This is a genomic window from Ruegeria lacuscaerulensis (assembly GCF_013031245.1).
Lineage (GTDB): Bacteria > Pseudomonadota > Alphaproteobacteria > Rhodobacterales > Rhodobacteraceae > Ruegeria > Ruegeria lacuscaerulensis_C.
Window position 1 is genome coordinate 367,941 of record NZ_WPZL01000001.1, and the last position, 12,073, is coordinate 380,013.

General features: G+C 53.5%; 11 protein-coding genes and 1 pseudogene. 4 read left to right on the forward strand and 8 right to left on the reverse strand.

Translation table 11 applies throughout. The annotated features are described in order from the left end of the window. Positions 1-21 precede the first annotated feature (21 nt). Together GOX66_RS01855 and GOX66_RS01860 are read left to right on the forward strand one after the other, a co-directional pair. On the forward strand, positions 22-969 hold the full coding sequence (locus tag GOX66_RS01855) for an NAD(P)-dependent alcohol dehydrogenase (protein WP_336508938.1): 948 nt from the start codon (positions 22-24) through the stop codon (positions 967-969). A 129-nt stretch (positions 970-1,098) separates the two neighbouring features. Then, entirely contained in the window at positions 1,099-1,803 is a 705-nt protein-coding gene (locus GOX66_RS01860) for an MIP family channel protein (RefSeq protein WP_170759026.1), read from the forward strand. A gap of 93 nt (positions 1,804-1,896) precedes the next feature. On the opposite strand, the gene GOX66_RS01865 is transcribed toward GOX66_RS01860, so the two are convergent. From GOX66_RS01865 to GOX66_RS01890, 6 genes are all read right to left on the reverse strand, one after another. Next, on the reverse strand, positions 1,897-3,837 hold the full coding sequence (locus GOX66_RS01865; RefSeq protein WP_237212423.1) for a sigma-54-dependent Fis family transcriptional regulator: 1,941 nt from the start codon (positions 3,835-3,837) through the stop codon (positions 1,897-1,899). Between the two features lie 154 nt (positions 3,838-3,991). Further along, positions 3,992-4,477 carry a hypothetical protein gene (locus GOX66_RS01870; protein WP_170759030.1) on the reverse strand — a complete coding sequence of 162 codons (486 nt, stop codon included), beginning with the start codon at positions 4,475-4,477 and terminating at the stop codon, positions 3,992-3,994. Between the two features lie 754 nt (positions 4,478-5,231). Further along, positions 5,232-6,803, reverse strand: a complete 1,572-nt coding sequence (locus GOX66_RS01875; protein WP_170759032.1) for a GMC family oxidoreductase — start codon at positions 6,801-6,803, stop codon at positions 5,232-5,234. Between the two features lie 14 nt (positions 6,804-6,817). Further along, on the reverse strand, positions 6,818-7,342 hold the full coding sequence (locus tag GOX66_RS01880; RefSeq protein ID WP_170759034.1) for a Twin-arginine translocation pathway signal: 525 nt from the start codon (positions 7,340-7,342) through the stop codon (positions 6,818-6,820). A 32-nt stretch (positions 7,343-7,374) separates the two neighbouring features. After that, positions 7,375-7,770, reverse strand: a complete 396-nt coding sequence (locus tag GOX66_RS01885; RefSeq protein ID WP_170759036.1) for a VOC family protein — start codon at positions 7,768-7,770, stop codon at positions 7,375-7,377. Between the two features lie 91 nt (positions 7,771-7,861). Further along, a complete protein-coding gene (locus GOX66_RS01890; RefSeq protein ID WP_170759038.1) occupies positions 7,862-8,155 on the reverse strand; it encodes a ribbon-helix-helix domain-containing protein in 294 nt (97 codons plus the stop codon). 222 nt (positions 8,156-8,377) lie between these two features. On the opposite strand from GOX66_RS01890, the gene GOX66_RS01895 reads away from it, so the two are divergent. After that, positions 8,378-9,085 carry an IS6 family transposase gene (locus tag GOX66_RS01895; RefSeq protein ID WP_170759039.1) on the forward strand — a complete coding sequence of 236 codons (708 nt, stop codon included), beginning with the start codon at positions 8,378-8,380 and terminating at the stop codon, positions 9,083-9,085. A 54-nt stretch (positions 9,086-9,139) separates the two neighbouring features. Next, positions 9,140-9,289: pseudogene (locus GOX66_RS26265) on the forward strand (IS6 family transposase); the annotation flags it as partial. A gap of 93 nt (positions 9,290-9,382) precedes the next feature. Here GOX66_RS26265 and GOX66_RS01900 read toward each other — a convergent pair. Further along, complete coding sequence (locus tag GOX66_RS01900) at positions 9,383-10,819, reverse strand: c-type cytochrome (RefSeq protein WP_214652548.1); 1,437 nt, start codon at positions 10,817-10,819, stop codon at positions 9,383-9,385. After that, a complete protein-coding gene (locus GOX66_RS01905) occupies positions 10,816-11,724 on the reverse strand; it encodes a lipocalin-like domain-containing protein (protein ID WP_170759041.1) in 909 nt (302 codons plus the stop codon). The genes GOX66_RS01900 and GOX66_RS01905 overlap by 4 nt, the downstream gene beginning before the upstream one ends. Positions 11,725-12,073 lie beyond the last annotated feature (349 nt).

Genomic DNA, 12,073 nt, shown 5'->3' on the forward strand with positions numbered 1-12,073 from the left:
ACGATCAATTCCCCGGATGAAGTGATTGTCAAAGTTGGCGCGGCAGGGCTGTGCCGCACTGATTTGCACATCATCGAAGGTGTTTGGAAAGACATCATGGATGTCGAAGGTAATCTGCTGCCTTACGTCATGGGCCATGAAAATGCGGGTTGGGTAGAAGACGTAGGTAGCAATGTTACGTCTGTAAAACCTGGTGACGCCGTGATTTGTCATCCGCATCGTAGTTGTGGGATCTGTCTCAATTGCCGTTATGGTCATGACATGTACTGCGACCACGGATTGTTTCCCGGTCTTGGACTAGATGGCGGCTTTGCCGAATACTTCATTACGAACGAAAGTTCGCTGATCAAATTGAACACCAATGTGACACCGCTGGAAGTAGCCCCGATGGCGGATGCAGGGATTACGGCATATCGCGCAGCCAAGCGAGCGGCGGGTTTGGTGTACCCAGGTGCATATGTCACTGTGTTGGGTGTCGGCGGTTTGGGCCATATTGCCATTCAGTGCCTGAAAAATCTGTGTGGTGCTAGGATAATTGCGGTTGATCGTGAGCCCGGTGCTCAGGCTTTGGCCAAAGATCTGGGGGCGGACATTGTATTGGACGGCGGCCCTGATCTGATCGAGCAAGTGATGGAAGCAACCGGTGGTGGCAGCCACGTCGTCATCGACTTTGTTGGCGAGCTTGGTGTCGAAAACATCTGTTGGAAACTTCTGCGCCAAGGTGGCGAATTGGTTGTGGTTGGATACGGCGGCACGATCGAAGTTCCGACAGTCGACTTGGTGGTTAATGAAATCAAGATCGGCGGCAGCTTGGTCGGTGACTATACAGAGCTTGTTGAACTCATGGAGTTGAATGCTGATGGATTGGTGAAAATGCATCAGACGGAATACTCGCTGACCAACATTAATCAGGCAATCGACGACTTCAAAAATCGCCGGTTCACGGGGCGCGGGGTTATCGTTCCCTGACCATAACTTTCACGAGCGCGAACGCCTGTAGCTCGCTCTCGTGCCTGAAATCAAACCACCAAAACAATGGGTATCCTGTGCACCTCTGGGCACGGGCTTCAGAATACGTATCTGCTAATGGAGGAAAACATGCAGAAACTGATTGCAGAATGCCTGGGGACTTTCACCCTAGTGTTCATGGGCTGTGCAACTATTATTTTCATGGTTCATGAAGTTGGACTGTTGGGTGTGGCCGCAGCGTTTGGTCTGACCGTCATCGGTATTGCTTATGCGATTGGACATATTTCCGGAGCGCACCTTAACCCGGCCGTAAGCCTTGGCGCCGTCATCGCGGGCCGACTGTCACCATCCGAATTTGCCGGATACGTCATCGCACAGTGCCTTGGAGCGATCGCGGCAGCAGCTCTGCTGTATGTGTTGGTTCAAAGCAAGCAAGGTGGGTATGATACCGCGGCGAATGGTTTCGCCCAAAACGGCTGGAAAGACTACAGCGTTGTCGGCGCATTTCTGTTCGAATTCATAGCGACCGCACTGTTTCTGATCGTTATTCTTGGAAGCACGGAAGAAGGCGGTGCGGGTGCAAACGCAGGACTGGCCATTGGCTTCACGCTGGTTGTCATTCACTTGGCAGGCATCGTCGTTTCTGGTTCTTCCGTAAACCCTGCAAGGTCGCTTGGCCCGGCATTGTTCGCCGGTCCCGAAGCGATTGGACAGCTTTGGCTTTATATTCTGGCACCTTGCCTTGGTGCTGCTCTGGGTGGGGTGGTGCATCGCAAGTTTCTGTCTAACGAGGCTCGTGGCAACCGTAAACTCGGGGACGCAAAACCAGCGTGACTATACTGACATTAGGACCCGCGTTCGTTTCTCCCCCCGAACTTCATGCGTCCTTATAAAAACGGCGGCGGAAACCATTCCGTCGCCGTTTTCTTATTTCCCGCGATCAAGCCCGTATAGTCGGATTTTTCGATACAAAGTTGGTCGCGATATGCCCAGTGTCAGTGCAACTTTTGTCAGATTGCCGTTTTCCTGTTTGATCGCGCGTTGAATTGCTCTGGATTCGATGCTGTCCAGTCCCAGATCCGTGCTTGGTACATCGGGGGAAGTTCCGAACAAAAAGTCATTGGCGTCGGGTTCTGTGATTTCCCTGGGAAGGTCCTTGACGGTGACAGGTCCATTTCGATGCAGCAAACAGAGCCTTTCTATCGTGTTACGCAACTCTCGCACATTTCCCGGCCAGTGGTATGTGCGAAGCATTGCAATTGCCTCGTTATCGAAGTTCAAGCGCTCTCGCTCGAGTTTTTCAGACAGAACCCTGTTGAAATGTTCAATCAACAAGTCCACGTCGCAGCCACGCTCGCGAAGGGGCGGAACGTCAATAATTATTGTGCCAATTCGGTAAAAAAGGTCCCTGCGAAAGCGGCCGGTTTCGATATCCTGTCGCAGATTTCGGTTCGTCATGGCGACGAGTTGAACGTCTATCGGGCGTCTTTTGTCACAACCAATTCGATAGACTGCGCGTTGCTCCAAAGTCCGCAACAAATAGGTCTGCAATTCCGGTGGCATATCGCCAATTTCGTCGAGACAAAGAACGCCGCCATTTGCCTGTTCAAATTTACCGGGTTTGCCCTCGCGTAGTGCACCGGTAAAAGCACCCGCAACGTGACCGAAAAGCTCTCCGCCGATCAATTCTCCAGAGATTGCCGCACAGTTTACGGCGACATAAGGTGCTTTTTCCTTTGAGTGATTATAATGGATAAGCCGGGCAAAGAGTTCTTTTCCGACACCGGTTTCCCCCTGAACCAAAACGGCCACTTTGGCCTTTGCTGCTCTGCGGGCGAATTCGATTGCTTCCAGCATTTTGGGGCAATCGCCCAAAATCGTAATGGTGTCTTCCTCTACGCCATCTCGTGGTTTGATCGTAATACCGCGAGGTCTCGCTGGGGTTTGGAGCTGTTCCTTACCTGGCAAGACCAAGGCGGCGCCCTTTACCTCACCGCCCAATTTAAGCAGATCAATTTTTGAGTTTACGAAGTTGGGCGACAATGCCGCGGCCAAATCTCCGTCGGTCATGCTTGGTTTCCAGGAAAGCAAGTGCTTGCCTATGGAAAAGTCATTGGACTCTTGGCCGGTCGCTTGATCAATGTTCTTGTTGAATACGATACGGCCCGAAGAATTCAGTAGCACAACAGCATCTTCGTGGTTGTGAGATTTCGGCAAGTCAATGAAGGCTTCAAGCAGGCTTGTGCGCTCTTCGCGCTGCTGTTCTGCGAGCGCGATTTCGATTTCCCTCGCAGCAGCGACAACAAGTGCCATGTTGTGCGGTCGGAAGATGTCGGGCGGCCCGGAAAGGTCGACCACTCCAACGATCTGGCGATCCAACGGGTCGAAAATAGGAACCCCTGCACATGTCCAGGATTTGATGCCTTGGCAGAAATGCTCTGATGCGTGGACGAACGTCGGCAATCCGGTGCGCAACGCCGTTCCTATTCCATTGGTGCCAATTACCTGTTCATCCCAGACACCACCAATTTCCAATTGAATTTCGCGTCCGGTGTCCAGTGTCTGCGCATCGCCGATCGCATCAATTATCGTTCCGGACCTGTCCGTCAGGATCAGTATTGCGCCGGATTCGGTCAGGTGCGGGGCCAACCTTTCAAATGCAGCTCTTGTTGCGCGGCAAAGGGCGCTATTTTTGCGTCTGAGATCATGAACCGCTTCGTCGCCAATTTTTTGCGGAGTCGCGCCGGAAAGTGCGTTAATACCCAAGTCGGTACAACGCGCCCAGGATTGCAGAATTTCACGCCGCACATTCTGTTCGATTTCGTCCGTGGTATGGCCCAGTTCGATGAATTCTTCCCAGGCGCTCATCGTGGCTCTTTGCTTGCCCACGATTGCAGAAACGTCGGATTGAGCAGAACTTGTTATTGGTGAGGTCGGTTTCTTGTTTGGCATGGCTTTCTTTCGACGGATGCACAAACAGGACGAGTGGCGCATCCTTAACCGGCTGGATTTTTTCGAAACCTCAGAGCTTCAGACGTTTAGTTATCACCTCAGCAAATTTTTCTCTGATGTCGTCGTTTTCGATCACAATCCCATTCAAATCTTCCAAGCGCTCCTCAATCTCCGGATCGACGGGAGAGACAAAGCCGTTTTGCTTCGTCGCGAGCGTGAAGTACTTAGTGCCGATTTGATTGGTGCGTAGTTGGCCCAGAAATTCCATCTGCTTGCCAGAGTTTGCATCCATTATGAATACGCGGTCGTTCAAGCTGATCCGAACAACCGGATCGGGTTCCGCAGCGGTAGTCGCTCCACCAAGAATGTGGATGTTTTTTCCTTCGGGCTGAGGTTCTTGCTTTGCCTGCGCCATTCTGGCCCGGGACCGCGAAAACTCGCCATTGCTGATCTGATCCGCAAGTCTGTGTATGGTGGTTCTGTTGCCTTGAAGCAGTCGCTTTGCTTCCGCATCTTCGCGGCGGGGGCCTTCCTTTTTCGAAAAAATATCGACCATGATCTCGCTCCAAGTCTTCCATGTGTCGGATCTTTAGAACACACCAGTCCGCTTTGCTGTTGAGGGCGCAAAGCGAACCCAATCCGGAGAGATTTCGGTCCCGATATTCGGCGCGTCATTTTGTCCTGTTCGCTGTGTTCAGGCTAATGAAAATGGAGGGTTGAGTCTAGGAAATAGACCCTGAAACCCCAATAAATTAAGCGTTTTTCACGCGAATCAACCCTTTGGCGGTCCATTTTCCGTCTATTATATTTTAAGCGGAGTGCGCGGGCCGAAATTCGGGATTGCAAGGGCAAATTCGGGTCGTGGAAGATGAAGACGGAGTTACGACAAATTTCTTTCTTTGACAAAAACCCACGTTCAGTCGCGGCCAAAATTTCGCGCACAATCAGTTCAACTGTAGCATCAATCTTTTCGGTCTAACCTGCGGCCGGAACCCGCGGAAAATAGGTCAAGCAAGCGGATTGCGATTGGGAATTTCCAAAAACCATTTGTTGCATCTGTTAGCAGTTTTGCAGCGCTGTCGGTCAGAGTTTCTTGCCTAACTTCCATCGGGTGACGCTTCAGCGAGATGACACGAACACGGATCGTTCCGAATGGTAAGCGCCGATCTTGGATGCTGAACCGGAGTTTTGTCGATGATCTTAGCGCAGCTGAAGACATCGAGTTGCAACAGGAAAACGATTAATACGAAACAAAGGAATCTCGACCCAAGGATATTGGATCGAGATTGTTTTTGTTTTTTAACAGATGTTTACAGGTTTCCCTGGGACATCTGCGAAGCAATGTGATCTGCTTGGCGAATTGCAAGTGCGACGATCGTGAGTGTCGGATTTTCGGCAGCTCCCGTCGTGAATTGCGAACCATCCGAGATGAACAAATTCGCGATATCATGGGTCTGACCCCATTTATTCACCACGCCATCTCGGGGGTTTTCCGACATTCGGTTTGTCCCCAGATTGTGCGTTGAGGGGTAGGGCGGTGTCGGGAATGTTCGGGTTGCCCCAACCGCGTCGTAAACCGCTGCGCCCTGCTTATAGGCATGGTTTCGCATCGCAATGTCGTTCGGATGGTCGTCGAAATGGACATTGGCAACCGGCAACCCGAACTGGTCCTTTACGTCCATGTTCAGTGTCACGCGATTGGTTTCCTGCGGCATGTCCTCTCCGACGATCCACATTCCGGCCATGTTCTCATAACTGTCCAGTGCTGTCGTGAACTCGCGACCCCAACCGCCTGGATCAAGGAAGGCAGCCATGAATGGCAGACCCAATGCCAGTGTCTCCAACTCGTAGCCACCAACGAAGCCGCGAGACGGGTCGTGCCGTGACTCATCTTGGATAATCCCCGCCATCGTAGTGCCACGCCACATCCGGACCGGCTGATCAAAGACGGCGTAAACTGAACCGGTCATGTGCCGCATGTAGTTGCGTCCGACTTGGCCAGAGGAGTTCGCAAGCCCATCCGGGAACATTGAGGAGGCCGAATTCAGTAACAGCCTTGGCGATTCAAAAGAGTTGCCGGCGACACATACGAGCCTCGCTTTCTGCATTTGCAGATTTCCATCCGCATCAAAGTACTCGACGCCCGTTACCTTGCCACTATCGTCGTGCAAAATTCGTGCGACGTGTGATTTCTCTCGGACTTCCAGATTGCCGGTGGCTTCGCCCTCTGGAATGTCAACATATCCCGCAGACCACTTGGCGCCCCATTTGCACCCCTGGAAGCAGAAACCCGTCTGCTGACACATATTGCGGTCACGGTTTTCGTCGGAATTGATCGCCATTCGACCGGTGTGCACTTGCTCGTAACCAAGCGCTTTTGCGCCTGCTTCGAAGATCTTGTAGTTGTTGTTTCCAGGCAGACCGGGGCGATCGCCCGTCCGCGTCACGCCCAGTTTGTCTTCGGCCCGAGTGTACCAGGGATCCATTTCTGCCGCGTCGATCGGCCAGTCCAACAGACTTGCGCCTTGGACGTCACCATATGTCGATTTGGTTTTCCATTCATGGTCTTGAAACCGTAGTGACGCGCCTGCCCAGTGTTGGGTTGTTCCGCCGACTGACTTTACGATCCATGCCGGCAGGCCCGAAAAATCCTTGGCGACCCGCCAGTCGCCTGACGTTGTGCGAGGATCGAGCCGTGCCAATTGGCCAAAGCTCTCCCATTCATCATTGATAAAGTCTTCAGGCAGGTGCCGTCCTCCAGCCTCAAGCGAGACTACGCTGACCCCCTTCTGGGCCAGTTCGTTGGCGAGAACGCCGCCGCCGGCGCCAGTTCCGATTACGACAACAACGCTGTCGTCCGTGAGATCAAAAGGTGCCGTCATGGTGCCAATCTCCCTTAAAGCCAGTTGATGTCGTCAAAGCCGCGGTCGATGTAACCGCCCTGAGAGAAGGACTCGCCTTCGTAACCGAAAAGCGGCCAAACCGCCTTTTGGTTATAGAGACCAGTCACAAGCCCACCTCGGATTTGCTGAAAGAACGGGCTGGCTTCCATCGATCTGAGAAGATCGACGCGATCACGTTCCCATCTCATGGATAAGTAATCGGCGTGGCCCCTGCCTTTCGCTGCTGCATTCAGGGCGGCGACGCCAGCTTCGACGCCGGGTGCGGCGTCTTCGGTATCGTACCCCTTCACGGCGATTACATAGTATTCGTCACCGACATGGTCATGCGGGTAGATGTCACGCGCCATCTGAACCAACGCCGCCATGGTTTCGGGCTGCAGCGACGTCGTTTCCATCGCCCAGGCGGCGTTCGAGCTGGCGACATAGCCTGCGCCCACGACAAACCCGGCCCCGACTGCGACTGATCGCGACAGCAGATCGCGACGCGTTAAAGTTTTGGTTTTATGTGTAAATCTCACTTCTTATCCTCCCGTTCAGATGCGTGTGCCTGCTACTGGTAGTGACCTGCGCGCTGAAGAACTTCGATCTCGTACCCGTCCGGATCTTGAACGAAGAAGAACTTGGCGATCAGATCGCCATCTGGTGCGAACTCGACGATTTTTCTGGGGTTCAACCCTTCAGCCTCAAAGCGCGCATGTTCGGAATCAAGATCGTCGACAACAAAGGCGATATGTCCGTGTCCGTCGCCCAGGTTGTACGGTCCTTCGCGGTCTTTGTTGATGGTCAGTTCGAGCTCAAACGGCCCGTCGTTACCTCTCAGGTAGACGAGCGCGAATGCTGAAAAGTCGAGACGGTGAGATACCTTGAGCCCGAATGCCCGTTCATAAAAATCCAGCGACCGCTCTTCGTTCAGAACGCGGATCATGCTGTGTATGGCTTTTGCCATGCCTTCCTCCGAACCATTTGCCTGGTTCGAAAAGGCTGACAGTTTCTCGCGGCGCCGGGTAGTAAGTGAATACTACAGTGTAGGAAACCACTTACTCGGCTGCGATCCTTGGATCGTTGGAGCTTTCGAGGTTCTCAATGTGAAGCAGACATGTGCATCGCAGCAAAGAGGTGAAATTCTTCGTTTCCCCGTGTATTTCAAGAACTTCGGTGTGAAGTTTGGAAATGAAACCGGGTGTGGAAAACCCCTCTTGCTCGGCGAGTTCGTCGACGATCGCCCAAAACGATTTTTCCAGTCGTATACTGGTGCTTTGACCATTCAACCTCATGCGACGCGTCTCATTCTGATAGCGTGCCGGGTCTTGGCCGGCAAACATCTGGCACATACCAATCCTCCCTTCGGTTGCCCCTTGATTGAGTGCGCCTACGCCCCATTCGGTGCGTTCTGTTGTGTCCGGCGCGCGCTCAAACTAAAGCAAGCAAGTTTTTTCGTAAACAGCGCTTCCCGAAGCAATCGCCGGCAAACTTGCTGAAGGTATAGACGTTGGCGCGGTCTTGTCAGAAGAACATTGCTTGAGCGGGGCAGGGGTGTTGCGTAGCTTTTGCCCATGACCAGACCTGCCTCTTTCAAGTATTTCAAAACCAGCCCCGAGATCATCCGCCTTGCAGTGATGCTGTACATCCGTTTCCCGCTCTCGCTTCGGAATGTCGAAGATTTGTTGCACGAGCGAGGCATCGACGTGAGTCACGAAACTGTCCGGTATTGGTGGAACAGGTTTGGTCCAGTGTTTGCTGCTGAGATCCGAAGAAAGCGTGTTCAGCAATTGAGAGCATACTCCAAATGGAAGTGGCACGTGGACGAGGTTTTCGTGAAAGTGAATGGCAAGAGACACTACCTCTGGCGGGCCGTCGATCATGAGGGCGAAGTGCTGGAAGCAATCGTTACCAAACGTCGAAACAAGCGGGCGGCATTGAAATTCCTCAGGAAATTGATGAAGCGGCACGGTAAAGCTGAAGAAGTAGTCACCGATCGCTTCGCGTCGTATCGGGCTGCTCTCAGAGAGCTCGGCGCTACCGAAAAACAGCAGACGGGAAGGTGGCTCAATAACCGCGTCGAGAATTCGCACCTTCCTTTCCGACGGCGTGAACGCGCCATGCAACGTTTCAGGCGCATGCGAAGTTTACAGAAATTCGCTTCTGTCCATTCCTCCGTATACAACCACTTCAACCAGGAAAGATCGCTGACCAGCCGAGACACCTTCAAGCTGACCCGCGCCGCCGCTCTTAGCGAGTGGCGTCAACTTTGTTCTGGATAGGTTCGCGGTTTCCGCGGCAAACTGAGACTAGTTCGAATTTGTCTGACAGCACCTCGATCTCCAGGCGGATTACAGAGGTTCGTAGCTACCCATTCAGCCGTCCGCAATTGTCAGCCCCCCGCTCGCCGCCGCTCCGCCTTAGCAATCCGGTACCATCGTCTCGAGGCATTTGACGTCTGGAATATCGCCACCCGAGTTGCATGAAATCCGACCATCGGGATTTCTTTGTGGGTCGCTAGTTAATGTGACAACACCGAGATTTCAATTTGCGCCTGTTCAATCGAACCGGCAATACAGTCAGAGTGTCTTCAAATACTCAAGAACTGCTTTACGCTCGTTGTTACTCAAATGGTCGCCGAATTCGTGCCCATCGTTTCCGTATCCTGGGAGGGTCGTATCGTAAACTTGCCTTGCCATTTCTGGATCGTTGACATCCGCCTTTCCCTGTTCCAGGCGATCATAACGCCACCCAAGGTTTGACGGGTCATAATCGCGCGGAGCGACGCGGTGACGCCAAAAATCGGGGCGAGTGCTGCTGTCCAGAAGCGACTGAATGTCGGGCACTGAGCCGTTGTGCAGGTAGGGAGCCGTCGCCCAGACCCCATCAAGCGGCGGCGCAATGTATCCGCGTGCAGGGGCAATTTGCACGGAGTTGCCGTAGTAGGAACTCTCAACCCATTGGTAAAAACGGTCCCGCCTGCCGTCAGTGGCGGCGAGCGCATATTCGTTGTCTGTATCTATCTCGTCGAGCGGAACCACCAGATTTGGGTAGGTCCCATCCTCTCCATAGGTGCCGTGACACCGACTGCAATTATCCTCAAATACGCCGCGGCCTTCCTCGGCCAAATCGACATCGACAGGATAGGGATAGGGTGGCGGTCTGAGACTTTCCAAGTAGGCCCGTATATCCGGTCCGTATGCGTCCACGACTTCGACCTCTGCTATCGAATCCGCGCAAAGCAGCGACGCCATAATCATGAAACGGGAATGATCGCCGCGCCCGATTGTCGTATAGAACATCGCATTCTTCTTTTGCATCCGCCACCAGGGCGGAACACTGACAGGCAGGGGCGAAGTGGGCGGGGGCTCGATAAGAGGCTCGGAGGACCATTCCAGGGTCTTGTTGTTCCGGTGTGCCATCAAAGCCCAGGTCAGATTGGTCGCCGGATTAACCCCAACTGTTTGCGTCTGAATGTACGGAGCGATCCCATCAACCCGGTCCGCCCACCGCTGCCAGGCAGCGGATTCCGCATCTCCCTGCACGTAACTGCCGACCTGGTTCACTATCCTCCGAGGGTCTTGGGTGAAATCGAGAAACTCATTGCCGAGACCAACCACGAGTTTGCCGTTGAAGCGTGAGGCGTGGCACAAAAGACAATTCGACGAGACGATCTCAACGCCGTCGGCGTTCACATGAGATGTGAACGCATATGGAAGTTCAGCGTTCCGGTCCTCGCGTTCTGGCAGAAGATCGTCGGGATCGATTTCCGGATTGAAGCGGCGATACGCGCTATAGGGCATGCCACAATTGACGTAAGGTTCATTAACCAGGGCATAGTATCCCGCATCCTCGTCTCCGGGACGTTGAGGTGTAGCGGGAACAGGCCCGGTCTTCGAGCGGAAGTGGTCGCTACTTTGGCTGAGTGCTCTGTCGTAGTAGCCGGATATCCAAACGAAAGCCGACATCGCGGCGATAAGCCCAGAAATGGCGATTATTACAACCCAACGCTTCATTGAGCCTGATATCCAGTTAACTGCATCATTCCGATGCCACCCATACCGTTGCTTCCGGAATAACCTTCTGCTCTGACCATGCCGTTCCAGACCGGCACGGCGAAATCATACTCCTGTTCGTCGATGATCGGTGTCACCTGCAAATTCAGACTAATCGATTTGAGTAGCCATTCGACTGGATAGGCACCACGTGAGCCACGCCATAGCCGGGCGGGGAGGAGCTCTGTCGAATTGTCATCCAACAAGGTGAATTGCCCTTCGGAATCGACGACATAGCCATCAGCTGTCGTAGTGCCGCCGCCATCTCGCCTTCTGGACCTGATAAGCGAGAAGTCTCGTCCGTCATCAAGATGAAGTTGCAGGCGATCCCAGGCAATAGGTGAAGCTCCGGGTATAGGTAATTCTCCCCAAATATGATCGAACCACGCTGTACCGGAAACAGCGTCGGTGCCTTGCGAACCATTGAGATGACCGTTGACACTCAGGCGAGTGACTGAGTATCCGCGAAATGGGGTCGCGCCGTCATCCGTGGCAATTGGCGCCTTGAGCGGAGTAAGGGTCAGTCCGGCGCGAACCTTCCCCGCCGCAACGTCGAGCTGCATTTCGCCTCGTGCTGTGCTCCTATCGAATTGAAGCGACCAGTTGTCGATCCTCAACTCATGAATATCAGGATCGAAGCCCGCAACCCCTGGCATCCCCCGAGATATTCGCTCGTCACCATCAATCCCACCTTGCAGCATCCCGTTAACAGTAACATTCCCAAGATAGATATCGCGGGCCTCCCAGATCGACGATGGAGGCGGCGCATCAGGCGGCACGATACCGACGCGAAATACTGAGAATTGAAGGCCAATGTCCTCACCGCGTTCGTTTCTAAGAAAAGCAGTGAGTTGCCACGTTTCCATGCGGCCCTCGAAATGGGGACCGTGGTCCCTGGGCAAATCGAGTGTCCATGAACCGGAAAGTTGCTCATGGCTCTCGTTCGACATTTTGCCAGCGGCTGCAAACCAATCGATTCTGCCGGGCGAGCGCAACGGAGCAGGTTCGGGGGTGACGAGCCCGATTACAATGTAGAAACACACAGCGCCGAATAACAGCGCAAGTAGCCCCACGACAAAAAGGCTTCGGAGTCTTAGCATACCAGCCAATTCTATCGATCTGCGGAATGCTTAAAACCTCAGCCCCAAATGACAGCGAGTCAAGCTTTCCCATCGTTTTTTCACTCACCTCACAGGTCGAGATGGGGTGAGAACC